Raw genomic sequence first — 26,862 nt, 5'->3', positions numbered from 1 at the left:
CCCATGACGCATACACCCGAAAGCCTGGATCCGCTTTTTGTCGCGGAGGAATGGGCCGCCGCCGGCCGCAGCGTGGCATTGGCGACCGTCGTTGATACCTGGGGTTCCGCACCGCGCCCGACCGGCAGCCATCTCGTCATCGACGACGAGGGCAATTTTCACGGCTCGGTCTCCGGCGGTTGCGTGGAAGGCGCCGTAATCACCGAGGCACTGGATGTGATCGATAGCGGCAAGGCTCGCATGCTGGAATTCGGCGTCGCGGATGAGACCGCCTGGCGCGTCGGCCTGTCCTGCGGCGGCCGCATTCGCGTCTATGTCGAGAGGCTTGGCTGATGGACCGTCAGATACTGGCGAAACTGAATGCTCTGCGGCGCGCGCGGCAAGCGGCTGTCCTTGTCACCGATCTCTCCGGTGGACCTGATCGGCTGATTGTCGAGGGCGAAGCTCTCGACGGCCCGTTTGCCGACGCGGTGGCTTCCGCCTTCCGCTCGGGAAAATCCTCGGCAGTGGATATCGCAGGGGAAAGCCTCTTCCTCAACGTACATTTGCCGCCCCCGCAAATCGTTGTCATCGGCGCCGTGCATATCAGCCAGGTTTTGGCTGGTATGGCCGAGCTGGCCGGCTTTGACATCCGCATCATTGATCCGCGCACCGCTTTTGCGACACCGGAGCGATTCGATGGCGTCGATCTCGTTGCCGACTGGCCGGTGGATGTTTTGAAGGAGCGCCCGCTAGACGCCTATACGGCGTTGGTCGCTGTCACCCACGATCCTAAGATCGATGATTTCCCGATCGCCGAGGCGCTGAAAGCAGGCTGTTTTTATGTTGGCGCGCTCGGCAGTCGCAAGACGCATGCGAGCCGCGTGGAACGATTGAAGCATGAGGGGCTGACGGACGCCGATCTTGCCCGAATTCATGCCCCAATCGGCCTTCCCATCGGCGCATCGAGCCCGGCGGAAATCGCCGTTGCCATCTTGGCCGAGATCATCGCCGCGCTGCGCGGCCGTGACGTCTCATCACCGAAGGGTGACAGGCGATGATATTCGGTGATTTTGCGACAGCGGAAGCCGAAGGCGCCGTGCTTGCGCATTCCATCCGATTGCCAGACGGCAGTCTCGCCAAGGGCCATGTCCTTGACCGCGCCGATCTCGACCGTCTCATCGCTGCCAATATCTCCCATGTCACCGCCGCCAGAATCGCGCCTGACGATCTCATGGAGGATGAGGCCGCGGCGCAATTGGCGCGGGCGATTGCCCCGGATCATCTGACGTTTTCCGAAGCGGCTACGGGGCGCGTCAATGTCCACAGCGCGGTCGATGGCCTGTTCGTCGCAAACCGCGCCGCCGTAGACCGGCTGAATCGCGTCGATCCGGCCATCACGCTTGCCTGTCTTGCCGATCATGTGCCGGTGCGTCGCGGCGATATGGTAGCGACCTTCAAGATCATTCCGCTGGCAGTTTCAGGTGAGAAGGTTGCTGCGGGCATCGACATCCTGCGGCAGACGACGGTCTTCGAGGTCAAGCCATTCCAGCCGCATGCGGTGTCGCTGATCGCGACCGAATTGCCGTCGCTGAAGACCTCCGTGATGGACAAGACGGCGCGCATCCTTGCGCAGCGGCTTCAGCTTGCCGGCAGCACTTTGGAGCGGGAAGAGCGCGTGGCGCATCGTGCGCCTGCGGTCGCGGAAGCGATCGGCAAGGCACTGCGGGCGGAGGATCAATCGCCAAAACTCGTCATCGTCTTTGGTGCGTCGGCTGTCATCGATGCCGGCGACGTCATTCCTGAGGCAATCCGGCTTGCGGAAGGCCAGGTGATCCAGGTCGGCATGCCAGTCGATCCCGGCAATCTGCTGGTGCTCGGCCGGATCGGCGATGTCTATATCGTGGGCGCGCCCGGCTGCGCTCGCAGCCCGAAAGAGAATGGTTTCGACTGGGTGCTGGATCGTATCCTTGCCGGCGAAAAGCCGACGCCGCATGAGATCAGCGGCATGGGCGTCGGGGGACTTCTCATGGAAATCCAATCGCGGCCAAGACCACGTGATATCGCCGTCAAGCCGGAGGCTCAGATCTCTGTTGCTGTTGTGCTTCTTGCGGCCGGCAAAGCACGCCGCATGGGCGAGGGCGGGCCGCACAAGCTGTTGGCGGAGTTCGATGGCATCCCCCTGGTGCGACGCTCGGCTGCGACGGCTATGGCAAGCGGGGCTTCCGCTGTCATCGTCGTTACCGGCCATCGCCGCGAGGAGATCGAGCAGGCGCTCGCCGGTCTGGCGATCGAGCGCGTGCACAATCCAGACTATGCGTCCGGCATGGCAAGCTCGCTGGTCGCCGGCATCAGCGCGCCGTTCGCGCAACGCGCCGATGGCGCATTGGTCATGCTGGCCGACATGCCGGGTGTCACCAGCGACGACCTGAAGACGCTGATTGCGGCCTTCCGGAAGGCGAACGGTCAGGCGATCGTCCGTGCGGTATCGCGCGGCAAACGTGGCAATCCCGTCATCCTGCCGCGCGCCGTGTTCGACGCTGTGATGCGGCTCGAAGGTGATGTCGGCGCCCGGCATATCATCGAAACTGCGGGGCTTGCCGTCATCGATGTCGACATTGGCGATGCCGCTCATCTCGATGTAGATACGCCCGAAGCCGTATTGGCCGCCGGTGGCATTTTGAAGGGGTAGGGAATGGATAATATCGAGATCGAGGAGATGTTCCAGGCGCTTGGGCCGGTGACGATCAAGCGCATGTTCGGCGGCAAGGGCGTCTACCACATGGGCCGTATCGTCGCCGTCGAAGTAAGCGACGAGATGCTGCTGAAAGCTGACGAAATCAGCGCTCCGGAATTCGAGGCAGCCGGCGCCCGGCGCTGGGCCTATGAAGGCAAGAAAGGCAAACCCGTCAACATGCCCTATTGGTCGATCCCGGACGATGCGTTCGACGATCCGGACATCATGGCGCGCTGGGTGAGACTGGCTTACGAGGCGGCGGTGCGGGCGGAGAAATAGAGTTCAGCGAAAATCGTCTTCGCTCAAATGGGCGATGGTTGCCTTGGCGAAATCGGAAAGTTGAGTCGGCAATTCGTTACGGCCAAACCAGCCGAAATCGGAGAGCTTGTCGGGCTCCATCAGGCGAGGCTCGCCGGAAAAGTCCCTGCAGATATAGATCAGTGAGATCCAGTGCTGGCGGTCGGCCTCGATGATGACTTCTGTCGTGCAGAGATAGTCGATCTTGCCGATGGAGAGACCGCTTTCCTCTTCCGCTTCGCGGACGGCGGCCCTGGCGGCAGGCTCCATATGATCGACCTTGCCGCCGACGATGCTCCATAAGCCGGCTTCGGGCGCCTTCAGGCGCTTATAGAGCAACAGCTTTCCGTCTCGCAAAATTGCGAGACCGGTTCCTAATCCTGGGAAATCGATGCCGGGCTTCCCCATGCGCCGCAGGCCCGTCAGCCCTTGGCGTTGGCAACAATCAGCATGAAGGCGGGGATATCGTCGCCGAAGCCGACCGGGGTCGGGCCGTCGTCCTGATCGCGATAGCGATTGCGACGCTCGCGGTTGTCGTCGTTGGCAGCAGGGAAGGGCCGGTGATTGTTGCGAGAACCGTTGTGGGACTTGTTGCTGTTCTCAGACTTGCGCTCGTTTCTCACGCTTTCGGCCTTTGCTGGTGCTGCTGCTTCGATCACTTCGACGCTATTATCCTCGACGTCGATATCAGATTTATGACTCGAGGCGCTCCGGCCTCCGCGGCCACGATCCCGGTCGCGGCCTCTGCTTTTAGAGTCACGGCGACGGGAAGAACGATCGTCGTCCCGGCTTTCTTCGACCGGGGGCAACGACGACAGGTCGCCGTTCAGCCATTCGACATCTTCGCCGATCAGCTTTTCGATCGCATCGGCATGCTTGGTATCGCGCTTCGTCACGATGGTGAAGGCGGAACCCGAGCGACCGGCACGGCCGGTGCGGCCGATGCGGTGGACATAATCTTCCGAATGGATCGGCACATCGAAATTGAAGACGTGGCCGACATCGGGAAGATCGAGGCCGCGTGCCGCAACGTCGGAAGCGACTAGAAGCTGGATATTGCCGTCGCGGAAGTTCTGCAGCATGGTCGTGCGCGAGCGTTGATCCATATCGCCGTGCAGCGCGCCGACCGAGAAGCCATGGCGTTCCAGCGAGCGGAAGAGATCCGCGACATCTTTCTTGCGGTTGCAGAAGATGATGGCGTTCTTCAAATCGGTCTGGGAGCGGATGAGATCGCGCAACGTCGCGCGCTTCTCATAATCCTTGCCATGCGAAGCGACGAAACGCTGCGTGACGGTCTTTGCCGTCGAAGCGGGCTTGGCGACTTCGACACGTTCCGGATTTTGCAGGAAGCGATCTGCCAGCTTCTGGATTTCGCCCGGCATGGTGGCCGAGAAGAACAGCGTCTGGCGCGTGAAAGGAATGAGCTTGGCGATGCGCTCGATATCGGGAATGAAGCCCATGTCGAGCATACGGTCGGCTTCATCGATGACGAAGATTTCGACGGCGCTCATCAGCAGCTTGCCGCGCTCGAAATGGTCGAGCAGGCGGCCGGGCGTGCAGATCAGCACATCGGCGCCGCGCTCCAGCTTGCGATCCTGGTCTTCGAAAGAAACGCCACCGATCAGCAGGGCGATGTTCAGGCGATGGTTCTTGCCGTACTTCTCGAAATTCTCCGCGACCTGTGCGGCGAGTTCGCGCGTCGGCTCTAGGATCAGCGTGCGCGGCATGCGCGCGCGGGCACGACCCTTTTCGAGGAGCGTTAGCATCGGCAGAACGAAGGAGGCGGTCTTGCCGGTACCCGTCTGGGCGATCCCGCAGATATCGCGACGCTGCAGCGCAAACGGAATTGCGCCGGCTTGGATCGGAGTCGGTGTGGTGTAGCCCGCGTCAGTTACCGCGGATAGGACTTTTTGGCTCAGGCCAAGGTCAGCAAATGTTGTCAAAGGGAAAACTATTTCCGTTCCGGTTCGGTCGAACACTCGTGAGTCGACATGCCCTAGCATGCCGCAATGCAGCGCGACATAGAACCAAATACCCGCGAAGTCAAGGAAAGCAGGTGGTTCAGAAAGCTTCAGACCAATAGATAACGCAATTTTTAGATTAGCGCCACCTTTGTTGCTCGTTTGTCACAATTCTCGCGGTCAGATTGTCCCTAGTCCATTGATATAACTTGCGAGCTTCGTGCCTGCATTGATGAAATACATTGGGTCGATCGCACGGCCGTTTTCGCGCACTTCATAATGAAGATGCGTGCCGGTCGAACGTCCCGTGCTACCGGCAAGACCGAGGGCGTCGCCGGCCTTGACCGTATCGCCGATCTTGACCAGAATTTCTTCCATATGGCCGTAACGCGTCGAAATGCCGTCTCCGTGGTCGATCTCCACCATGTTGCCATAACCACCTGTCCAGCCGGCGGAGACGACCTTGCCAGGCGCCGTCGCCTTGACCTTTTCCCCAGGGCTGAAGTGGAAATCGGTGCCGGTATGAAGTGCCAGCTTGCCGAAGAAGGGATCCTTGCGATTGCCGAAGGGGCTGGTGATCAGCTTGCCCGGCGCCGGATTACGAAAAGGCAGGCTTTCGGCTGCGCCGCGTACTGTCTCGAGGCGCGTCAGTGCCGTGTCGAGATTGGCCATGGACTGATCGAATTGATCGACATTTTCCGGTGCGACATAAGGACCGCCGACGCCGCCATCATCATTTGCGACGCTCTCATCCTTGCTCGCAGCGCTGGCCATCACGGTCGGAACCTTGACGCCGACATTCTGCATGATCGACTGGATCTCATCGGCGGTCTCCGACGCGCCGGTCGTCAGATGGCGTACGCGGGTCAATTGATCCTGTTCGATATGTTTCAGTGACAATGTCACCCTGGAGAACACCCGGTCGGCACGGTCGGCGACGGTTTCAGGGGCGGGAACATAGGCGAGGGTGGAATTGTCGGGGGTCGCATCGGCGGGCTTGCCGCTCGACAGAAGCCTCTCAATCGACTTCAGCCCTCCCGTCAATTCCGCGTGGTCGCCTTTGGCCGCCGCACTGGCATCTCCAGAGGCATTCTTGTTCATCAGGCCGGAACTCTCGGCGCGGTCAAGCAGCGCATCGAGCTTGCCGTGGCGCGATGACAAGGCCTGCTGCTGCTCCATCAGCTTGTCGACCTTCTCCTCGACGACTTGCTGGTCGAGAAGCTGACGGGACGTAACACGGTCGACCTGGGCGCGCAGCGCCGCAATGCGATCCTCATAGTCATATTGCATGCGCGCCTGCCGGGCCATGGTGGCGCCGATCAGGTCGTCGCGCAGGACGAGATAGGAGGTGGCGAGGAGATATCCGATCGAAAAGATGCCGATGAGGCACACGACAAGCGCCGCCATCCACGGGCGCACGGTCATGTGGCGCACCGTATCGCCGCTCGCCACGATAATGGTGTACTGTCGTTTTTGTTTGCCGAAAACCCGGTTCTGAGGCTTGGCTGTCACCGAGAATCTCCCAATCGATGCACATCGGCATCCACTGGAGACTACACGGAATTATGGTTAACGATTGCTTTCCGCCTCACCCCTAGAAAACCAAAAAACTCTTATAGTTTAGTATGTTATGCATTACTTGTAGACGTAAGGGCGCGGTACAAGGAAGGCGTCAGACCGGCCTCGGCGCGGGCGATGTCATTGAACGGCGCCTTCAGCGAACCGCGGAAATTGGCGCGCACCAAATCCTGGAAGGTGCGGGCCGGATCGCGCCTTTCGCGGGCGCAGAGGAAGCGGAACCATTTGGCGCCAACGGCGACATGCCCTTTCTCGTCATTGTAGATGACATCAAGGACGGCAGCGCTCTCCAAGTCGCCCGTTTCGCGCATTTTCGCCTGCAGCGCCGGCGTCACGTCGAGGCCGCGAGCTTCGAGAATGAGCGGAACGACGGCAAGACGTGCAGTGAGGTCGTTGCGGGTTGCGTGCGCGGCCTGCCACAGGCCGTCATGGGCGGGCAGATCGCCATAGTCGGCGCCAAGATCGCGCAGACGCGCCCGCACCATGCGGAAATGCTTGGCTTCTTCGAAAGCAACCTGCATCCAGCCGTCGAAAAAGGAATTGGGCACTGGTTCGGTGGCGAAGCGCGCGACGATGTCGAGCGCCAGATCGATGGCGTTGAGCTCGATATGGGCGATGGCATGCAGCAGCGCAATGCGACCTTTGACCGTGTGCAGCGAGCGCTTCTTCATATGCTTTGGCGGCACCAGCTCCGGCTTTTCCGGCCGGCCGGGACGATCGGCAAGAGCCGGATCGAGCGGCGAGCGCAGCGACAGCGTGCGCGCAAACCAGCGGGTCGCCGATTCCTGGGCAAGCGCCGTCTTGCGATCGAGATCGGCAGAGCAGATAGCGGCTATCGCGCCGCCGCGCAGCGAAGTGATGGTCTCGATTTCCACCGGCATCAGAGTTCCTGGACAGCAGCCAAGACCTCTTCGGCATGGCCGGCCACTTTGACCTTGCTCCAAATCTTGACGATCCTGCCGTCCGCCCCAATCAGGAAAGTCGAACGCACGACGCCCATGTAGGTCCTGCCATACATGCTCTTTTCCCGCCAGACGCCGTAAGCCTCGGCGGCGGTCTTCTCTTCATCGGAAGCGAGGGGGACGGAGAGGGCGTGCTTCTTCACAAATTTGTCATGGCTCCTGACCGAATCCGGCGACATGCCGAGGACGGCCGCGCCCGCCCTTTCGAAGTCGGCGGCAAGCGCTGTGAAGGCGATCGATTCGGTCGTGCAGGCGGTCGTATCGTCCTTGGGATAAAAGAACAGCACCAATGGCTTGCCGGCAAAATCAGCAAGGCTCACACGGCCGCCGCCATCGCGCGGAAGATCGAAATCTGGCGCTCTGTCGCCGATGCCCAATTCAACCAGAGAGATTTCGGTCACGGGAAAACCTTTCTTTTGCCGGGATTTTGGATGACACTAAATACCAGCCATATATACTGCGCCGGTATGCCGTCCACATCGGACGCAGCGTCACCAACAAAATTGCAAAAAAAGAAAGGGACGCACGGGAGTGATCCGAGGCGAAAAGATTATATTCCGCAAGAAGGATCTCGTCTCGCTCGACCACTTGCCTTCCGCTCAGGTCGACGATCCTATGATCGTGCATGTCCCCGAGCGCAAACGGCGCAAGCGCTCGCATGTCTGGCATGTCTGCCGCATCACCCTTGTCTTCATCGCCTTTCTCGCCCTGATCGCCGGCGCCGTCATCGCGACCATCGAGGGCGGCATTTTCGATGAACCCCTGTCGCAGAAGGCACAGCTTGCCCTCGATCGCGCGATCGGGCCTCGCTACAAAGCGGAGGTTGGCTCGACCGTGGTCCGCTTTACGCCCACCCTGCGGCTGGAGCTGGAAGCCCGCAACGTCAATGTGGTCGACCAGGAGAGCGGCAAGCACCTGTCGACCATGTCGGCGGTCAGCATGGTGCTCGATCCGCTGGCGCTTGTCGAAGGCCGTGTCGAAGTGGCCAATGTGGCGGCAGAGGGCATCGCGCTCGACACGTCGCTGCTGCCGCAGGGCGATCCCGTCGACCTGACGATGCTGCGCGTCGATGCGTTACCGCAAGCGCTGAAGTCAGCCTTCGACAATCTCGATTTCCTCGAGCGTTTCGTCGAACGCGGCGGCACGAACTCGGTGCGCATTTCCGGCTTTGCCGTCAAGCTGGCACGACAGGAGGGCGGCGAGCCGATCTCGCTCGTGGTCGACAGCCTCACCTTCGAGCGCAGCGGACCGACATCGCTGCATCTTTATGGACAGGTTGCGGTCAACGGCTCCGTCGCGACGCTGGATGTCACCGCCGATCAACAGGAGGCTGGGCGCAGTTCTTCCCTGACCGCAAAGGTAACCAATCTCGACCTGAAGCCGTTAACGATGGCCTATGATCAGAACGGCACGCCGCGCCAGGGCATCATGAGTTTCGCCGGAATGACGGTGACCGCCATGCGTGGTGGTTCAGGGATAGAACCAAAGCTCAGCGCCTCGATCGATGTCCAACCCGGCACGCTCTACATGGACCGCGACCCGCAGGAGCTGACAAAGGCCAACATCAATCTCGCCTACAACTTCGCCCACCACACGCTTGAGATTGCGCCGTCTAAGGCTCAATTCGTCGGCACTATTGTGCCATTCTCCGGGGCGCTGATCGACCTCGACCATATCGACGCCAATGCCGGCAAGGGCTTCGGCATCGACTTCCTGATTCGTGGCGGCACGGCAGCATCCTCCATTTCGGGCGAACAGCCGGTCAGCTTCGACGGGCAGGCGACGGGGCGTTTCCTGGCGGCGACCAAGGAACTGCAATTCGAAAATCTCGGCATCTCCACGCCGCTGGGCGCGTTGTTTGGCTCCCTGCATCTGAAACTCGGAGACAGCTCGCCGGAGATCAGCTTCGGCGGCCGCGCCGACAAGCTCGATACGACCGCGATCAAGCAGCTCTGGCCGTTCTGGATGGCCTCGAAACCTCGGGTCTGGGTGGAGAAAAACCTCTTCGGCGGCACGGTGACCAATGGGGTCATTTCGGTCTTCATCCCCGCCGGACGACTGGCGGAAGCGGCGAAAACGGGCAAGCTGCAGCTCGGAAAGAACGAATTGCACATCGCCTTCGATATCGATGAGGCGCGCCTCGACGTGCCAGGCGAGATTCCGCCAATCCGGGACACCCAGGCGCATTTCGATCTGACCGGTCCGACGATGAGCGTCGATATTGCGAGCGGCACCTCCTATTTCCCCTCAGGCCGCTCGGTGACGCTGAACGACAGCAATTTCTCGATCCCGTCGGCCTACGACAAGCCATTGATGGCCACCCTCACGCTGGAAATATCCGGCACGGGCGATTCCATCGGCGAGTTGTTGACCTATAAGCCGCTGGAAGTGCTGCAGCGAACCGAGTTCAAACCGGAGAACTTCAACGGCAAGATCGTCGCCAAGGTCGATGCGACAATCGGCCTGATCAGCGATCAGAAGCCGCCGCCGCCGGTCTGGAAGGCGAACTTGCAGCTCGATGACGTCGATCTGCTGAAGCCGATGAACAACCGCAAGATTTCCAATCTTACGGGCGAGATCGACGCCGATCCCCAATCCGTGCATCTGGATGCCCAGGCGCAGATCGACGGCATTCCAGCGCAAATCGATATGGTCGAACCGACGGACGGCAAATCAACGGCCAAACGCAGTCGCGTGATCACTGCCACGCTCACCGATGCCCAACGTAACAGCGTCATACCGGGTCTCAATGACATTATCGATGGCCCGATTAAGATAGAACTCACGCGCATCGACGACGATCGGCAGGGCGTCAAGATCGACCTCGCCAAGGCGGCCTTGACCGTTCCGTGGGTCGGCTGGTCGAAAGGCAGCGGCATTCCAGCCACCGCCCAATTCGAGGCCTCCGGGCCGGACAGCCAGACAGTGCTCAAAAATTTCGTCCTCAAAGGAGATGGCTTCGGTGTCAGCGGCGATCTCGTCGTCAGCAAGGGTGGCCTGTCTTCGGCAAATTTCGATAGCGTCAAGCTTTCCGCGCTCGATGATTTCGCGCTGTCGATCAAGCACGGCAAAAGCGGCAACTACGACATATCCGTCGCCGGCAATTCGGCCGATCTCCGGCCAGTTCTGGCGCGGCTGAAAACAGCATCCAGCGACAAAAGTGACAACAAGGATGATTCGTCCGGTGCAACGATCCGGGCCAATCTCGATAAGGTCGTCGGCTTCAACGATGAGTCGATCGGAAATCTCAAGGGCGTCTATTCCATCGTCGGCGGCCGCACGATAGCTGCGGATTTCTCCGGCCTCACGCACAGCGGCGAGGCCGTCGTCAGCCAGGTGAGCAAGGGCGGAGACGGCGGAACTATTCGCATCACCAGCGGCGATGCGGGCGCAGTGGCGCGTTTTGCCGATCTCTACAAGCATCTGCAAGGCGGCCTGCTCAATCTGTCGCTACGCTCCACGGGAACTGATGCCTGGGACGGTTCGCTCGATATCCGTAACTTCGCCATCATCGACGAAAAGAAGCTTTCGACCATCGTTTCCACACCGAGCGGCAAAAATGGGCGAAGCCTGAATTCGGCCGTCAAACAGAATATCGATACGCGATCCCAGAGTTTCGAGCGCGGTTTCGCGCGCTTGGTGCTGCGTAAGGGGACGCTTGCGGTGGAAAATGGCGTTGTCCGCGGCGTACAGGTGGGCGCGACGTTTCAAGGCACGGTGAAGGACGCGAACGGCAACATGGACCTGACGGGCACGTTCATGCCCGCCTATGGCCTCAACCGGCTGTTCGCCGAAGTGCCGATCGTCGGATTCATCCTTGGCAACGGCAGCGACCGCGGCCTGATCGGCATCACGTTCAGGCTCACCGGAAACTTTGAAAAACCGAACCTGCAGATCAACCCGCTGTCGATCATCGCACCGGGCGTGTTCCGGCAGATCTTCGAGTTCTGAGCTTCACGCCGAGCACGCAGGCCAAACCGATCATCGTTCGTTCGCCAACCGCTCGCGTATGCGTTCAGGTCCGCCGATCATGCGCCGGGCGGAAGGTCGCTCAGGATCGACCACGCGCCAGAACGGGGCAGTGCCGTCTTGACTGATTTGCACCAGATGTCGCTGGACGGTCACGGGGCAGCAGGCATCCGCTCCATATTCCCTGGCGAGCGCCCGTCTTATCTTGGCAATGTCAGATAATTCGCCAGGAGGGGCGGCCCGGAGTGCCCGAGCAACCATGTCCTTGCTGGGAATCAGCATGCTCTGCGTGAGGCTTTTACCTTTACGCCTCGTTTCGATTACCGGCAGTTCGTCCATAACTCGCCTCCAGAGTTGATCTCTACAAAAGACGAACGGAAATGCCATGGTCCGACATGACCGTGCATTAAATTGCTGCGGAGGCGCTGAAAGCGTAAAAAAGCCGGCGGGTTGCGCCGGCTTTCGTGTTTCGGTGTCAGGCAGCCTATTAAGCAGCAGGGCGGATCAGGATGTGCTTCTTCTTGCCGAGCGACAGCTTGATGACGCCATCGGCGGTGACTTCGCCGTTGCCGATCACCTTGCGTTCGTCGCTGATCGCCTGATCATTGATGCGCACGGCGCCGCCCTGGACATGACGGCGGGCTTCGCCGTTCGAGCCGGCGAGACCCGCGCGGACGATCAGCGAGAGCAGCCCGATGCCGGCGTCGAGTTCGGATGCGGGAAGATCGACGGACGGCAGGTTTTCAGAAAGCCCGCCTTCCTCAAAGGTTTTGCGCGCGGTTTCGGCGGCAAGTTCGGCGGCTTGGCGGCCATGCAGGATCGCGGTGACTTCGGTGGCGAGGATCTTCTTGACCTCGTTGATCTCCGAGCCGGCGAGGGCGGAAAGGCGGGCGATCTCGTCCATCGGCAGCGTGGTATAAAGCTTCAGGAAGCGGGAGACGTCCGCATCCTCGGTGTTGCGCCAGTATTGCCAGAAATCATAGGCCGAGAGCAGGTCGGCGTTCAGCCAGATCGCGCCGGAGGCCGACTTGCCCATTTTGGCACCCGAGGAGGTGGTCAACAGTGGCGAGGTCAGAGCAAAAAGCTGCTTGGTCCCCATGCGGTGACCGAGGTCGATACCGTTGACGATATTGCCCCATTGATCCGAACCACCCATTTGCAGGCGGCAGTCGTAACGCTTGGCCAGTTCGACGAAGTCGTAGGCCTGCAGGATCATGTAGTTGAATTCGAGGAAGGACAGCGACTGCTCGCGATCCAGGCGCGTCTTGACGCTATCGAAGGAGAGCATGCGGTTGACCGAGAAATGGCGGCCGACGTCGCGCAGGAATTCCAGGTAGTTGAGCGAACGCAGCCACTCCGCGTTGTTGATCATCAACGCATCTTTGGGGCCTTCGCCGTATGTCAGGTAGTTGGAGAAGACGCGCTTGATCGAGGCGATGTTGCTTTCAATGGTATCGATCGTCATCAACTGACGCGATTCCTCCTTGAAAGAGGGATCGCCGACCATGCCGGTACCGCCACCCATGAGCGAGACGGCACGGTGGCCGGTCGCCTGCAGCCAATGCAACATCATGATCTGGATCAGCGAGCCCGCATGCAGGCTCGGCGCCGTCGGGTCGAAGCCGATATAGGCCGTCACGGTTTCCTTGGCGAAGAGGTCGTCGAGGCCGGCTTCATCGGAAATCTGGTGGATGAAGCCGCGCTCTTGCAAGGTGCGCAGGAAATCGGATTTGAACTCAGCCATGATCTTGGTCTCTCGGGGCGCCGCAGGTGTGCCATGCGGCGAAATCGCTATTGTTGAACCGTCGCGGCGCGTTTAGCACTGATTTATCGGCTCGTCACCATTTTGGTTGACTGCCGCGTGGGAAGTTTGAGCAGGATTGGGAAGCGACGCGACCAATGAGCGACACCATTATATTGGAGACCCCGCGTCTCATTCTGACGATGTGGGACAAGTGCGACGCCGAGCTCATCAGACAATTGCATTCGACGATCGAGACGACTCGCTATCTCTCGGGCGCCGCGCCATGGACTCTTGAGAAGGCCGAGGCGCGCCTCAAAAGCTGGTTTAATGAACAGGCGCGCGATGGCGTGACCAAATACAAGATGCTCAGACGCGACGACGGCCGTTTCATCGGACGGGCTGGCTTTTCCCGGTTTGAGGAGAGCGAACGCGGCGAATTCGAACTCGGTTATTCCATCCGTCGGGAAGCCTGGGGAAATGGTTATGCCACCGAAATTGCAGGGGCGCTTGCGGACTGGTTTTTCCAACGCGGTTTCGCTCGCCAGTTCATCGCCTTCACCCATCCGGAAAACGCCGCGTCGCAGCGGGTTCTCCGTAAAATCGGCATGCAATATCGCGCGCCGATTGTGATCGACGGCGTTTCAGGTCTCAGTTTTCAGATGTCGCGGTAACGGAAAGCCTTCTCCCCGAAGGGAGAAGGGGTAAATCACCTGATCCGCTTGGCTGCCGGTTCTGGCACCAATTCGCCATTCAGACGACGATCGAGATAGTCTTCACATTCGCCGAGCAGCGTATCGACCTGGCCATTGAAGAAATGGTTGGCGCCGGGGACGATCCTGTGGGTGATGAGGATGCCCTTCTGCGTCTTCAGCTTTTCGACGAGGCCGTTGACGTCCTTTTCCGGAGCGACCTTGTCGGAATCACCGTTGATGATCAGGCCCGAGGACGGGCAGGGCGCCAGGAACGAGAAATCATAGATGTTCGGCTGTGGTGCGATCGACATGAAGCCTTCGATTTCCGGTCGGCGCATCAGAAGCTGCATGCCGATCCAGGCGCCGAAGGAATAGCCGGCGACCCAGCAGCTCTTCGAATCCGGGTGCAGGCTCTGCACCCAGTCGAGCGCCGAAGCGGCGTCAGACAATTCGCCGGCGCCATGGTCGAATTCGCCCTGGCTGCGGCCGATACCGCGGAAATTGAAGCGAAGCGTCGTGAAGCCGCGCTTCTGGAACATATAGAAGAGCTGGTAGACGACCTGATTGTTCATCGTGCCGCCGAATTGCGGATGAGGGTGCAGGATAATAGCGATCGGGGCGCTCTTTTCCTTGGATGGCTGATAGCGGCCTTCAAGGCGGCCTGCGGGGCCGTTGAAAATAACTTCGGGCATCGATACTCCGGCTCTTCTTTTTCTGCGTTCAAACTAGGCGGGACGCAGCAAGTTGACTTGACTAATGCGCTCATCTTTTCTAGAACGCAGTTTAGAACAATTCGAAACTTGGCACGATCTTCCATGCGTTGTTTGTGCAACGGTTTGTCGAACGTGTCATAAGGCATGCCCGGCTGAAATTTCAAGGAAAATGAGCCGGGCACAACAAGGCTTCGTCAGGCAGGAAGAAGATTATGGCGGCAACGCGCCTTTATCTCGACTGGAATGCCACCGCACCGCTTCATCCGGCGGCGCGCGACGCTATGTTGCACGCCTTGGACCTCTATGGAAACCCCAATTCTGTTCATGGCGAAGGGCGTGCGACGCGGGCGGCGATCGAAGCTGCGCGCCGGCAGGTCGCAAGTCTGACGGGGGCCGAACCGGCTCATGTCGTCTTTACCAGCGGCGCAACGGAAGCCGCCAACATGGTGCTGACGCCGGAATTCCGCATGGGCCGTACGCCCCTTGCGATCGGCCATCTCTATATATCGGCAATCGAGCATCCAGCCCTCAGGGAGGGTGGCCGATTCCCGAAGGAAAAGATCAGCGAAATACCGGTGACATCGGACGGTGTTGTCGATCTTGCTGCGCTGGAAGCGATGCTTTCGGCCCATGACAAGGCAAGTGGGCTGCCGATGGTGGCGATCATGCTTGCTAACAACGAAACCGGCATTCTCCAGCCCGTGCGCGAAGCGGCTGAGATCGTGCAGGCATTCGGCGGCCTCTTGGTCGTCGACGCCGTGCAGGCGGCAGGCCGGGTTCCGATCGATATCAACGAGATCGGCGCCGACTTCCTCGTCATCTCATCGCATAAGATCGGCGGACCGAAAGGGGCCGGCGCGCTCGTCTCTCGCGGCGAAGTGCTGATGCCGAAGCCGCTGATCCATGGCGGCGGACAGGAAAAAGGGCATCGTTCCGGCACGGAGAACGCATTGGCCGTCGTCGGCTTCGGCGCGGCCGCGGCCGCGGCCGCCGCCGAGTTCGACAGCCGCAATGCGGCCGCTGCGAAACTCCGTGACCGACTGGAGGAGGGCATGCGGCTTGCCGCGCCCGATGTCATCATTCACGGCGAAGGCGGCCCGCGCGTGCCGAATACCAGTTTCTTCACCCTGCCGGGGCTGAAGTCCGAAACCGGACAGATCGCCTTCGATCTCGAAGGGGTGGCGATTTCGGCAGGTTCCGCCTGCTCTTCCGGCAAGGTGGGTGAAAGCCATGTGCTGATGGCGATGGGCTGCGATCCCAAGCTCGGGGCGCTGCGCATTTCGCTTGGATTTACGACGACCGAAGAGGATGTCGAACGCGCGATTGCTGCGTTCGCCCGAATTGCGGGACGGCGTAAACTTGCCGGAGCTGCGGCCTAACGGCCACAATTTTGCGGAAACAGAAATTTCCGCTTGCCAAGCGGGCTGAAAAGTCCCTTTTGGCCGACTACATAGAGGGTAGACATTTCAGTCTGCCGCAACGTTGACAAGCTGCCGGACCTTGGATCCGGCGAGATTGGAGAACGACATGCCTGCAGTCCAGGAAACAGTCGATCAGGTTCGCTTGATCGATGTGGACCAGTATAAGTACGGTTTTGAGACCACCATCGAGGTGGAAAAGGCTCCCAAGGGTCTTTCCGAAGACATTATCCGCTTCATCTCTGCCAAGAAGCAGGAACCGGAATGGATGCTGGAATGGCGCCTCGAGGCTTATCGTCGCTGGTTGACGCTTGAAGAGCCCACATGGGCGCGCGTCGACTATCCGAAGATCGACTTCAACGATATTCACTATTACGCAGCGCCGAAGAAGTTTGCCGGTCCGAAATCGCTCGACGAAGTCGACCCGGAGCTGCTGAAGACCTATGAAAAGCTCGGCATCCCCCTGCGTGAGCAGGAGATCCTTGCTGGCGTCGAGAAGCCGAAGATCGCCGTCGATGCGGTGTTCGATTCGGTCTCGGTGGTCACCACCTTCAAGGAAGAGCTGAAGAAGGCCGGCGTGATCTTCATGTCGATTTCGGAGGCGATCCGCGAGCATCCTGATCTCGTGCGCAAATATCTCGGCTCCGTCGTTCCGACGACCGACAATTTCTATGCGACGCTGAATTCGGCCGTGTTCACCGATGGCTCCTTCGTCTTCGTGCCGAAGGGCGTGCGGTGCCCAATGGAGCTTTCCACCTATTTCCGCATCAACGAGAAGAACACCGGCCAGTTCGAGCGTACGCTGATCATCGCCGAAGAGGGAGCCTATGTCTCCTATCTCGAAGGCTGCACCGCGCCGCAGCGCGACGAAAATCAGCTGCATGCGGCTGTCGTCGAACTGATTGCCCTGGACGACGCAGAGATCAAGTATTCGACCGTTCAGAACTGGTATCCGGGCGACAAGCACGGCAAGGGCGGCATCTATAACTTCGTCACCAAGCGTGGCGATTGCCGCGGCGATCGCTCGAAGATCTCCTGGACCCAGGTCGAGACCGGCTCAGCGATCACCTGGAAATACCCGTCCTGCATCCTGCGCGGCGACGACAGCCGTGGCGAGTTCTACTCGATCGCCGTGTCCAACGGCCACCAGCAGGTCGACAGCGGCACCAAGATGATCCACCTCGGCAAGAACACGTCGAGCCGCATCATTTCGAAGGGCATCGCCGCCGGCGTATCGCAGAACACCTATCGCGGCCAGGTCTCGGCGCATCGCCGCGCGACCAACGCCCGCAACTTCACGCAATGCGACTCGCTGCTGATCGGCGACAAATGCGGTGCGCATACGGTGCCTTATATCGAGGCGAAGAACTCGTCGGCGCATTTCGAGCACGAGGCCACCACGTCGAAGATCTCCGAGGACCAGTTGTTCTATTGCCTGCAGCGCGGCATCCCGGAAGAAGCGGCGATTGCGTTGATCGTCAACGGCTTCGTCAAGGAAGTCCTGCAGGAGTTGCCGATGGAGTTCGCCGTTGAAGCGCAGAAGCTGATCGGCATCTCGCTGGAAGGCAGCGTAGGGTAAAGCCCTCGACAAGAGACATGTTTTTGGCGCGCAAGCGGCGCGCCGCACCTTCATTCCTTCGATAGGATTCTACTATGCTTGAAATCAAGAACCTGCACGCCCGCATCGCCGAAGACGGCACCGAGATCATCCGCGGCCTGGACCTGACGGTGAAGGCTGGCGAAGTGGCTGCCATCATGGGTCCGAACGGCTCCGGCAAGTCGACGCTCTCCTACATTCTTTCCGGCCGCGACGATTACGAAGTCACGGAAGGCGATATCCTCTACAATGGCGAGAGCATTCTGGAACTCGACGCCGCCGAACGCGCCGCCAAGGGCATCTTCCTGGCTTTCCAATATCCGGTCGAAATTCCCGGCGTCGCCACGATGCAGTTCCTGAAGGTGGCGATGAACGAGCAGCGCAAGGCGCGCGGCGAAGCCGAACTGACGACGCCTGACTTCATGCGCCGCGTCAAGGACGCTGCCGGCAAGCTGCAGATCAACACCGAGATGCTGAAGCGCCCGCTGAACGTCGGTTTCTCCGGCGGCGAGAAGAAGCGCGCCGAAATCCTGCAGATGGCACTCCTCGAGCCGCAGCTTTGCGTGCTGGACGAAACCGATTCCGGTCTCGATATCGATGCGCTGAAGATCGTCGCCGACGGCGTCAATGCGCTGCGTTCTCCCGATCGCGCCGTGATCGTCATCACCCACTATCAGCGCCTGCTCGACTATATCATCCCGGACACCGTGCACGTGCTCTACAAGGGCCAGGTGATCAAGTCCGGCGACAAGACGCTGGCGCATGAGCTCGAAGCCAACGGCTATGCCGACATCATCGGGGCTGCGGCCTGATCGGGGCGGAAAGGATACGTCGATGAACATTCAGACGACGAGCCGTCTGACCGCCGCTGAGACGGCGCTGATCGAGGCTTATAACAACCAGTTGGGCGATTTGCCGGGTGATGGCGACGTGCTCGCCGTCCGCGACCGTTTGCTGGACGATCTCAAGACCGCTGGCCTGCCGACGCGGCGTTTCGAAGCCTGGCATTATACCGATTTCAAGACCCTGCTGCGTTCCGTCCCGACAGACATAGGCGCCGGCAGCGTCGAGCCCTTATCGCCGACCGTTCCCGGTTCGGCCGTGCTATCGGTTCTGCAGGGCAGCACGAGCGGCAAAACCTCGGTCGATGGCCTGGTTGTCCGCCGTTATGCCGATAGTCTGGCTGACGGTACCGCCGCCGCTCGGCTGACCGCGCTAGGAAGGGATGACGCCATCGGCCGCATCAACGGCAGCTTCGTGCGCGACGGCTATGTCATCGAATTTCCGGATGGGACTGAGCTTGATGCGCCGCTCGAAATCCAGTTCATCCATGCCGGTGGCCAGATCCATAGCCGTCTGCCGGTCTCGTTCGGCGCCGATGTCAAGGCGACCGTGATCGAACGCCACCAGGCCGTGCCCGGTGCTGCGGCAATGGTCTCCTCGGTCAGCGATATCAAGATCGGCAAGGGTGCCGAAGTGACCTGGATCATCCTGCAGGAGCAGGGAACCGAGGATACGCATCTCGGCCAGATTCGCGTCGACCTCGGCGCGCAGGCTAAGCTGAAGCTGTTCGTCATCAATGCCGGCGGCAAGCTGGTGCGCCAGGAGCTGCATGTAAAAGTCACAGGCGAGGGCTCCGACCTTGTTCTGCGCGGCGTCAATTTGCTCGGTGGCGATACGCATACCGATGTGACGCTGGTGCTTGGCCACGACGTACCGCATACGGGCTCGACGGAGATCATGCGCAACGTGGTGTTCGACCGCGCTCGCGGTGTCTTCCAAGGCATGATCCGGGTCGCTCCGGATGCGCAGAAGACCGATGCCCGCATGGCCTGCAACACGCTGCTGATGTCCGACGATGCCGAGTTCTCGGTCAAGCCGGAGCTGGAAATCTTCGCCGACGATGTGCAGTGCGGCCATGGCGCCACGGTTGCCGATATCGACGAGAACCATCTCTACTACATGATGGCGCGCGGTATCCCCAGGAACAAGGCCCGCGCCATGCTGGTCAATGCCTTCGTGGCCGAGATTATCGAAGAGCTGGAAGACGAAGCCCTGGTCGAGGCGCTGGAAGGCGTTATCTCGGACTGGCTCGAAAATCACGCCTGATTGGAGCAATGCTCGTGGACAAGATCGTACCAGCCACCGCCTATGACGTCGAAGCAATCCGCCGGGATTTTCCGATCCTGTCGACGACCGTCCATGGCAAACCGCTGGTCTATCTTGACAACGGTGCATCAGCACAGAAGCCGCAGGTCGTGATCGACGCGATCTCGCATGCCTATTCTCGCGAATATGCGAACGTGCATCGCGGGCTGCATTTCCTGTCCAATGCGGCCACCGAGGCCTATGAGGCTGCGCGCGAAAAAGTGCGCCGCTTCCTGAATGCGCCGTCGGTGGATGATATCATCTTCACCAAGAATTCCACCGAAGCGATCAATACCGTCGCCTATGGCTGGGGCATGCCCAAGCTGGGCGAGGGCGACGAGATCGTCGTCTCCATTATGGAGCATCACTCCAACATAGTGCCCTGGCATTTCATCCGCGAGCGGCAGGGCGCCAAGTTGGTCTGGGTGCCGGTGGATGACGATGGGGCCTTCCATATCGAGGATTTCGAAAAGAGCCTGACGGAACGTACCAAGCTCGTTGCGATCACCCACATGTCGAATGCGCTTGGCACCATCGTTCCGGTCAAAGAAGTCTGCCGCATCGCGCATGAGCGCGGCATTCCGGTGCTGATCGACGGCTCGCAAGGCGCCGTGCACCTGCCCGTCGACGTGCAGGACATTGATTGCGACTGGTATGTCATGACCGGCCACAAGCTCTACGGCCCTTCGGGGATCGGCGTGCTCTATGGCAAGAAGGACAGGTTGCGCGAGATGCGGCCCTTCCAGGGCGGCGGCGAGATGATCTTCGACGTCACCGAGGATAACGTCACTTACAATGATCCGCCGCATCGTTTCGAAGCCGGCACTCCGCCCATCGTTCAGGCGATCGGACTTGGCGCCGCGCTCGACTATATGGAAAGCGTCGGCCGAGAGGCGATCGCCCGGCACGAGGCCGATCTCGCGGCATATGCGGCGGAGCGGCTGCGGGAGATCAATTCGCTGCGCGTTTTCGGCACGGCACCCGGCAAAGGTGGTATTTTCTCCTTCGAACTCGCGGGTATCCATTCCCACGATGTTTCGATGGTGATCGACCGGCAGGGCGTTGCCGTACGCGCGGGCACACATTGCGCCCAGCCGCTCTTGAAACGCTTCGGCGTGACCTCCACATGCCGTGCATCGTTCGGCATGTACAATACCCGTGCCGAGGTGGATGCCCTGGCCGATGCGCTGGAATATGCGCGAAAATTCTTTGCCTAAGGAGGCAAGCGATGTCACTCGATGAAAGCGAACAGAAGATCGACGTGCGCGAGGGCATCGTGCATTCCAGCATTCCCGAGGCCGAACTGGCGCGCCTCAGCGAGGATGTCATCAGCGCGCTGAAGACGGTCTATGACCCTGAAATTCCTGCCGACATCTTCGAACTCGGTCTCGTCTACAAGATCGACATCGAGGACGATCGCATGGTGAAGATCGTCATGACGCTGACCGCGCCGGGTTGCCCCGTCGCCGGCGAGATGCCTGGCTGGGTCGAAAATGCGGTCGGTGCTGTCGAAGGGGTTTCCGGCGTCGAAGTCAGCATGACCTTCGATCCGCCGTGGACGCCGGATCGCATGTCCGAAGAGGCGCAGGTGGCCGTCGGCTGGTATTGAAGCTTTAAGCCGCCCGCTTTACATTATGACTCGAAGCACCGGATCTTGACCCCGGTTGTGGAAGGAGAATGGGCCCATGGGCTTTGCAGTAATGAGCATGACGGATGACGCGGCAGCGCGCGTCAAGGCGATCGTCGAAAATTCCGGTCCCGATGCCAAGGGCGTTCGCGTCGGCATCAAGAAGGGCGGCTGCGCCGGGATGGAATATACCATCGACCTGGTGACCGAACCGAATGCCAAGGACGACCTGATCGAGCGCAACGGCGCCAAGGTCTGGGTCGAGCCGTCGGCCGTGCTTTATCTCCTTGGCACCGAGATGGGTTTCGAAACCACCACGCTGCGTTCCGGCTTCACCTTCACCAATCCCAACCAGACGTCGGCCTGCGGCTGCGGCGAATCCGTCGAGTTGAAGCCCGCCGATCTCGCGGCCCTGGCTGCGCAGCGTCAGGCCGCTCCGGCGGTCTGAACAAACCTTTCGCCGCCTTAGTATCAGGCAGCGTCCGATTTGCGGTCGGCCACCGGCACCGGCGTCAGTTTCAAGCCAAGTGCTTTCACGACCTTTAGAATCGTCGCAAATTCCGGATTTCCATCGCCACTGAGCGCCCGATAGAGCGCTGAGCGGTTCATGCTGACATCCTTGGCAAGCTTGCTCATGTTGCGCGTTCGCGCCACGGCGCCGAGGGCCCTGGCGATGTGAGAGGGATCGTCGGTTTCGAAAGCGGCTGCAATATAGCCATCCATGGCGTCCATGCTGATGAGCTTTTCCCCATCCATCCCATATGCCTTTCCGTATAAGCCAGTCGCGGATGAGCGCAGCTTCGCTCTCATGTAAGCCATGTCCGCAGGCACACATGGGCGGTGACATCCGCATGGCAGTTCTCAAATTGATTTTTTACGAGCAAAAACGCCGCGCGTCCGATCGGACACGCGGCGCTGTCATAGAGATTTTTCGCGATAGATTTATGTCGGACAGGAGTGAAGCGGCTGAACCGCTTCACTTTTTCGGAAAAGCGCTTACTCGGCAGCTTCGGCGTAGGCCTCGACCGGTGGGCAGGTGCAGATGAGATTCCGATCGCCGAAGACATTGTCCACACGGTTGACGGGCGACCAGTATTTGTCGACCCGGAATGCACCCGGCGGGAAGCAGGCTTGCTCGCGGGAATAGGGCCGGTTCCACTCGCCGACGAGGTCTTCAACCGTGTGCGGCGCATTTTTCAGCGGGTTGTCAGTCTTGTCCATCCGGCCTTCTTCGATGGCGCGGGCCTCCTCGCGGATCGCAAGCATCGCCTCGCAGAACCGGTCGAGTTCGGCCTTGGTCTCCGATTCGGTCGGTTCGATCATCAGCGTGCCGGCAACCGGCCAGCTCATGGTGGGCGCGTGGAAGCCGCAATCGATCAGGCGCTTGGCGACGTCATCGACGGTGACGCCGGCGCTGTCGACCAGCGGGCGCGTGTCGATGATGCATTCATGCGCCACGCGGCCAGTCTTCGACTTGTAGAGCACGTCGTAAGCGCCATTCAGCCGCGCTGCGATATAGTTGGCGTTGAGGATTGCGACCTTCGTCGCCTGCGTCAGCCCTTCGCCGCCCATCATCAGGCAGTAGCTCCAGGAAATCGGCAGGATCGAAGCAGAGCCGAAGGCTGCGGCGGAGACCGCACCGCTGCGGCCGTCCATCTCCGGATGGCCGGGCAGGTGCGCCGCCAGATGCGCCTTGACGCCGATCGGCCCCATGCCGGGGCCGCCGCCGCCGTGCGGAATGCAGAAGGTCTTGTGCAGGTTCAGGTGGCTGACGTCGGAGCCGATGTCGCCGGGACGAGAGAGGCCGACCATGGCGTTCATATTGGCGCCATCGAGATAGACTTGGCCACCGTGCATATGCACGACATCACAAATCTCTTTCACCGTCTCTTCGAAGACGCCGTGCGTCGACGGATAGGTGATCATGCAGCAGGAGAGATTGGCCGCATATTGCTCCGCCTTGGCGCGGAAGTCCGCCATGTCGATATCGCCGTCATCGCTGACCTTGACGACGACCACCTTCATGCCTGCCATCTGTGCAGAAGCCGGATTGGTGCCGTGGGCCGAGGTCGGGATCAGGCAGATGTCGCGATGACCCTGGCCGTTGGCGATGTGATAGTTGCGGATGGTGAGCAGGCCGGCATATTCGCCCTGCGCGCCGGAATTCGGCTGCATGGAGAAGGCGTCATAGCCCGTCACAGCGCAAAGTTTTTCCGTCAGGTCATCGATCATTTCACGATAACCGAGCGCCTGATCGGCCGGGACGAAAGGATGAATATCCGCGAATTCCGGCCAACTTATCGGCAACATCTCAGCCGTTGCATTAAGCTTCATCGTGCAGGAGCCGAGCGGGATCATCGAGCGGTCGAGCGCCAGATCACGATCGGAGAGCCGGCGGATATAGCGGGTCATCTCGCTTTCGGCACGGTTCATATGGAAGATCGGATGCGTCAGATATTCGCTGGTGCGCAGCAGGTTCTTCGGCAATCGATAGCCGGATTCGAAGTCGGCGAGGCGGAAATTGCCGCCGAAGGCACGCCAGACGGCTTCCAGCGTTGCCGGACGGCTTCGCTCGTCAAGGCTCATGCCGATCTTGGTTTCGCCCACCTTGCGCAGATTGACGCCTTCGGCGACAGCCGCGCGCAGGATCAGGCCCTGCATATGGCCGACCTCCACGGTGATCGTATCGAAGAAAGTCTCAGGCTCGATCTTGTAGCCGAGCCTTTCCAGGCCCTTTGCCATCAACACGGCTTTCTGATGCACCTGCTGGGCGATCGCCTTGATGCCCTGGGGGCCGTGGAAGACGGCATACATGGAAGCCATGACGGCGAGCAGCACCTGCGCGGTGCAGATGTTCGACGTCGCCTTTTCACGGCGAATGTGCTGCTCACGAGTCTGCAGCGACAGGCGATAGGCGCGGTTGCCGCGGGCGTCGACGGAAACGCCGACCAAGCGGCCGGGCATGGAGCGCTTATAGGCATCCTTGACGGCCATGTAGGCCGCATGGGGTCCGCCATAGCCGACTGGCACGCCAAAGCGCTGCGATGAGCCGACGGCAATGTCCGCGCCCATTTCGCCGGGCGATTTAAGTAGCGTCAAGGCCAGTGGATCGGCGGCGACCACGGCGATGGCGCCGGTCTGATGCAGCCTTGCAATCAAGCCGGTGAAGTCGTTGATGTGACCATGCGTGCCCGGATATTGGAAGATGGCGCCGAAGACATCGACCGGATCGAGATCGGTGAAGGGATTGCCGACGATGACGGTCCAGCCAAGCGGTTCGGCGCGGGTCTTGATCAATGCGATTGTCTGCGGATGGCAATCGGCATCGACGAAGAAAGCCTTGGCCTTTGATTTCGCCACGCGCTCGGCCATCGCCATGCCTTCGGCGGCAGCGGTTGCTTCGTCGAGCAGCGAGGCGTTGGCAACATCGAGGCCCGTCAGATCGCAGATCATCGTCTGGTAGTTCAGCAGCGCCTCGAGGCGGCCCTGGCTGATTTCCGGCTGATAGGGCGTATAGGCCGTGTACCAGGCGGGATTTTCCAGGATATTGCGCTGGATGACCGGAGGCGTGATCGTGCCGTAATAGCCCTGGCCGATCAGCGAGACGAGGACCTTGTTCTTGTTGGCGGTCTCGCGCAGCTTGTCGAGCGCCTCACGTTCCGTCATCGGCGCAGCCCAGGTGAGCGGCGCCTTCTGGCGGATGGTGGGCGGCAGCGTCGCATTAATCAGCCCGTCGAGGCTGTCATAGCCGATCGCCTTCAGCATATCAGCCATTTCAGACGGAGAGGGACCGATATGGCGGCGATTGGCGAAATCGTAGGGCTGGTAGTCGGTGAATGTGAATTCCGTAGGCGTATTCATTACGCAATGAACTCCTTATATCCGGATTCATCAAGTAAACCATCGGCATCAGCAATATTCTTCAGCTTCAGCTTGAAGAACCAGCCAGCGCCCATCGGATCAGAATTGACGAGCGCCGGATCGGCGGTGATGGCTTCGTTGATCTCGGTGATCTCGCCGTCGAGCGGACAATAGACTTCGGACGCCGCCTTGACGGATTCGACCGTCGCCGCATCGTCTCCCTTGGAGAAGCTGGCGCCGACCTCGGGCAATTCCACGAAAACCAGATCGCCGAGCTGTTCGGCGGCATGCGCCGTGATCCCAACGGTCGCGACATCGCCTTCGATGTTGAGCCACTCATGTTCTTCGGTGAATTTCAGCATGGAAGATCCTCTCTGGAATATGACGTTTTCAGCGTTTGTAGGTGGGAGTGATGAAGGGCAGGGAAGAGACAGCGACGGGCAGGTACTTGCCACGAACCTCGGCAAAGACCTGTGTTCCCGGTGCGGCGAAACCAACTGGCACATAGCCCATGGCAACGGGGCCTTCGACGCTCGGCCCGAAGCCGCCGGAAGTGACTTCACCGATCTCGGTCTTACCCTCGGCGTCGGCATAAAGCTGGGCGTGGCCACGCACCGGCGCCTTGCCTTCCGGCTTCAGACCGACACGGCGGCGCGAGGCACCATTGTCGAATTCAGCAAGGATGCGGCCGGCACCGGGAAAGCCGCCGGCGCGGGCACCGCCGGTCTTGCGGGCTTTCTGGACGGCCCATTCGAGCGCGGCTTCCACCGGCGTCGTCGTCTGATCGATATCGTTGCCATAGAGGCAGAGCCCGGCTTCGAGACGCAGGGAATCGCGGGCGCCGAGGCCGATCGGCTGGACATCGGGATGTTCGAGCAGCCGCTGGGCAATATCCTCAGCCTTGTCGGCCGGTACGGAAATCTCAAAGCCGTCTTCGCCGCTATAGCCGGAGCGGGAGACGAGACAGGAAACGTCATGCAGGCGGCAATGGCGGACATCCATGAATTTCATATGGGCGAGATCCGCCCAGAGTTCGGCAAGCACTGAAACGGCACGCGGCCCCTGCAGCGCGATCAAGGCGCGATCAAGTAAAGTGACTTCGCAGCTATCGCCGATATGATCTTGAAGATGCTTGAGATCTGCATCCTTACAGGCGGCGTTGACGACAACGAAGAGGTAGTCGTCCATGTGGGTGATCATCAGATCGTCGAGAATGCCACCGTTGTCATCGGTGAAGAAACCGTAGCGTTGACGGCCTTCGGCGAGCCCGAGAATATCGACCGGCACTAGGCTTTCCAGTGCAAGCGCCGCATCCTCATATCTTCCGGAACGGGCTCGGATCGTGACCTGACCCATGTGGGAGACGTCGAACACGCCGGCCGATGCGCGGGTCCAGAGATGTTCCTTGAGCACGCCCGCGGGATATTGCACCGGCATGTCATAGCCGGCGAAGGGAACCATACGGGCACCGAGCGACAGATGCAGGGCATGAAGGGGTGTCTTCTTGAGGGCAGCGGTCTCGTCCAAATGACGCCTCCGGGTTTTGCGCTTGGCTAAAAGCGCAGAGCTCAAAATTCAG

Annotated in this window: 25 protein-coding genes; 13 read left to right on the top strand and 12 right to left on the bottom strand. The window is 60.4% G+C overall.

The features are described 5' to 3' along the window. Positions 1–3 precede the first annotated feature (3 nt). The 4 genes from N2601_RS07465 to N2601_RS07450 are packed head-to-tail and all read left to right on the top strand — an operon-like array spanning position 4 to position 2,995. Positions 4–333: an XdhC family protein gene (locus N2601_RS07465; protein ID WP_104823214.1), complete on the top strand. Its 330-nt coding sequence runs from the start codon at positions 4–6 to the stop codon at positions 331–333. After that, positions 333–1,040 (top strand): XdhC family protein, encoded by a 708-nt coding sequence (locus N2601_RS07460; RefSeq protein ID WP_104823213.1) that lies wholly within the window; start codon positions 333–335, stop codon positions 1,038–1,040. The genes N2601_RS07465 and N2601_RS07460 overlap by 1 nt, the downstream gene beginning before the upstream one ends. Further along, on the top strand, positions 1,037–2,671 hold the full coding sequence (locus N2601_RS07455) for an NTP transferase domain-containing protein (RefSeq protein ID WP_104823212.1): 1,635 nt from the start codon (positions 1,037–1,039) through the stop codon (positions 2,669–2,671). The genes N2601_RS07460 and N2601_RS07455 overlap by 4 nt, the downstream gene beginning before the upstream one ends. A gap of 3 nt (positions 2,672–2,674) precedes the next feature. Further along, positions 2,675–2,995, top strand: coding sequence for a TfoX/Sxy family protein (locus N2601_RS07450; protein WP_104823211.1), 321 nt, complete (start codon positions 2,675–2,677; stop codon positions 2,993–2,995). 3 nt (positions 2,996–2,998) lie between these two features. Here N2601_RS07450 and N2601_RS07445 read toward each other — a convergent pair whose 3' ends face one another. The 5 genes from N2601_RS07445 to N2601_RS07425 form a co-directional block, all read right to left on the bottom strand. Further along, entirely contained in the window at positions 2,999–3,421 is a 423-nt protein-coding gene (locus N2601_RS07445; protein WP_104823210.1) for an NUDIX domain-containing protein, read from the bottom strand. Positions 3,422–3,435: 14 nt separating this feature from the next. After that, complete coding sequence (locus N2601_RS07440) at positions 3,436–4,956, bottom strand: DEAD/DEAH box helicase (protein WP_104823209.1); 1,521 nt, start codon at positions 4,954–4,956, stop codon at positions 3,436–3,438. Positions 4,957–5,154: 198 nt separating this feature from the next. Then, positions 5,155–6,486: a M23 family metallopeptidase gene (locus N2601_RS07435; protein WP_104823208.1), complete on the bottom strand. Its 1,332-nt coding sequence runs from the start codon at positions 6,484–6,486 to the stop codon at positions 5,155–5,157. 116 nt (positions 6,487–6,602) lie between these two features. Next, the gene (locus N2601_RS07430) at positions 6,603–7,433 is read right to left on the bottom strand and encodes a ferritin-like domain-containing protein (RefSeq protein WP_104823207.1); all 831 of its coding nucleotides are present in this window, start codon (positions 7,431–7,433) and stop codon (positions 6,603–6,605) included. Further along, complete coding sequence (locus tag N2601_RS07425) at positions 7,433–7,915, bottom strand: peroxiredoxin (protein ID WP_104823206.1); 483 nt, start codon at positions 7,913–7,915, stop codon at positions 7,433–7,435. Before N2601_RS07425 ends, N2601_RS07430 begins: the two co-directional genes overlap by 1 nt. A gap of 130 nt (positions 7,916–8,045) precedes the next feature. Between N2601_RS07425 and N2601_RS07420 the strand changes: the two genes are divergently transcribed. After that, the gene (locus N2601_RS07420; protein WP_104823205.1) at positions 8,046–11,465 is read left to right on the top strand and encodes a YhdP family protein; all 3,420 of its coding nucleotides are present in this window, start codon (positions 8,046–8,048) and stop codon (positions 11,463–11,465) included. A gap of 30 nt (positions 11,466–11,495) precedes the next feature. Here the strand turns inward: N2601_RS07420 and N2601_RS07415 are convergent, their stop codons facing one another. Together N2601_RS07415 and tyrS are read right to left on the bottom strand one after the other, a co-directional pair. Beyond that, positions 11,496–11,822 (bottom strand): hypothetical protein, encoded by a 327-nt coding sequence (locus tag N2601_RS07415; RefSeq protein WP_104823204.1) that lies wholly within the window; start codon positions 11,820–11,822, stop codon positions 11,496–11,498. Positions 11,823–11,970: 148 nt separating this feature from the next. Beyond that, positions 11,971–13,227 (bottom strand): tyrosine--tRNA ligase, encoded by a 1,257-nt coding sequence (gene tyrS, locus N2601_RS07410; RefSeq protein WP_104823203.1) that lies wholly within the window; start codon positions 13,225–13,227, stop codon positions 11,971–11,973. A 155-nt stretch (positions 13,228–13,382) separates the two neighbouring features. On the opposite strand from tyrS, the gene N2601_RS07405 reads away from it, so the two are divergent. Continuing rightward, complete coding sequence (locus N2601_RS07405; protein ID WP_104823202.1) at positions 13,383–13,898, top strand: GNAT family N-acetyltransferase; 516 nt, start codon at positions 13,383–13,385, stop codon at positions 13,896–13,898. Positions 13,899–13,933: 35 nt separating this feature from the next. Here the strand turns inward: N2601_RS07405 and N2601_RS07400 are convergent, their stop codons facing one another. Further along, on the bottom strand, positions 13,934–14,611 hold the full coding sequence (locus tag N2601_RS07400) for an alpha/beta hydrolase (protein WP_104823201.1): 678 nt from the start codon (positions 14,609–14,611) through the stop codon (positions 13,934–13,936). Between the two features lie 233 nt (positions 14,612–14,844). Between N2601_RS07400 and N2601_RS07395 the strand changes: the two genes are divergently transcribed. From N2601_RS07395 to sufA, 7 genes are all read left to right on the top strand, one after another. Then, positions 14,845–16,011 (top strand): cysteine desulfurase family protein, encoded by a 1,167-nt coding sequence (locus N2601_RS07395; protein WP_104823200.1) that lies wholly within the window; start codon positions 14,845–14,847, stop codon positions 16,009–16,011. Between the two features lie 148 nt (positions 16,012–16,159). Further along, entirely contained in the window at positions 16,160–17,629 is a 1,470-nt protein-coding gene (gene sufB / locus N2601_RS07390; protein ID WP_104823199.1) for a Fe-S cluster assembly protein SufB, read from the top strand. 74 nt (positions 17,630–17,703) lie between these two features. After that, positions 17,704–18,459 carry a Fe-S cluster assembly ATPase SufC gene (gene sufC / locus N2601_RS07385; protein ID WP_104823198.1) on the top strand — a complete coding sequence of 252 codons (756 nt, stop codon included), beginning with the start codon at positions 17,704–17,706 and terminating at the stop codon, positions 18,457–18,459. 22 nt (positions 18,460–18,481) lie between these two features. Continuing rightward, on the top strand, positions 18,482–19,756 hold the full coding sequence (sufD, locus tag N2601_RS07380; RefSeq protein WP_104823197.1) for a Fe-S cluster assembly protein SufD: 1,275 nt from the start codon (positions 18,482–18,484) through the stop codon (positions 19,754–19,756). A 14-nt stretch (positions 19,757–19,770) separates the two neighbouring features. Beyond that, positions 19,771–21,012 carry a cysteine desulfurase gene (locus tag N2601_RS07375; RefSeq protein ID WP_104825103.1) on the top strand — a complete coding sequence of 414 codons (1,242 nt, stop codon included), beginning with the start codon at positions 19,771–19,773 and terminating at the stop codon, positions 21,010–21,012. A gap of 11 nt (positions 21,013–21,023) precedes the next feature. After that, entirely contained in the window at positions 21,024–21,404 is a 381-nt protein-coding gene (locus N2601_RS07370) for an SUF system Fe-S cluster assembly protein (RefSeq protein WP_104823196.1), read from the top strand. Between the two features lie 76 nt (positions 21,405–21,480). After that, positions 21,481–21,870: a Fe-S cluster assembly scaffold SufA gene (gene sufA / locus N2601_RS07365; protein ID WP_104823195.1), complete on the top strand. Its 390-nt coding sequence runs from the start codon at positions 21,481–21,483 to the stop codon at positions 21,868–21,870. A gap of 23 nt (positions 21,871–21,893) precedes the next feature. Here sufA and N2601_RS07360 read toward each other — a convergent pair whose 3' ends face one another. The 4 genes from N2601_RS07360 to gcvT all read right to left on the bottom strand — a co-directional run bounded on the left by N2601_RS07360 (position 21,894) and on the right by gcvT (position 26,810). After that, the gene (locus N2601_RS07360) at positions 21,894–22,178 is read right to left on the bottom strand and encodes an addiction module antidote protein (protein ID WP_104823194.1); all 285 of its coding nucleotides are present in this window, start codon (positions 22,176–22,178) and stop codon (positions 21,894–21,896) included. Positions 22,179–22,418: 240 nt separating this feature from the next. After that, positions 22,419–25,283 carry an aminomethyl-transferring glycine dehydrogenase gene (gene gcvP / locus N2601_RS07355; protein ID WP_104823193.1) on the bottom strand — a complete coding sequence of 955 codons (2,865 nt, stop codon included), beginning with the start codon at positions 25,281–25,283 and terminating at the stop codon, positions 22,419–22,421. Further along, a complete protein-coding gene (gene gcvH / locus N2601_RS07350; protein WP_104823192.1) occupies positions 25,283–25,645 on the bottom strand; it encodes a glycine cleavage system protein GcvH in 363 nt (120 codons plus the stop codon). Before gcvH ends, gcvP begins: the two co-directional genes overlap by 1 nt. A gap of 28 nt (positions 25,646–25,673) precedes the next feature. Continuing rightward, on the bottom strand, positions 25,674–26,810 hold the full coding sequence (gene gcvT, locus N2601_RS07345) for a glycine cleavage system aminomethyltransferase GcvT (protein WP_104823191.1): 1,137 nt from the start codon (positions 26,808–26,810) through the stop codon (positions 25,674–25,676). Between the last annotated feature and the right edge of the window lie 52 nt (positions 26,811–26,862).

Origin of the sequence: Rhizobium sp. CB3060, from assembly GCF_025200735.1 — a bacterium.
In the GTDB taxonomy this organism is placed as follows: domain Bacteria; phylum Pseudomonadota; class Alphaproteobacteria; order Rhizobiales; family Rhizobiaceae; genus Rhizobium.
This window is presented reverse-complemented; position numbering and strand designations above follow the sequence as displayed.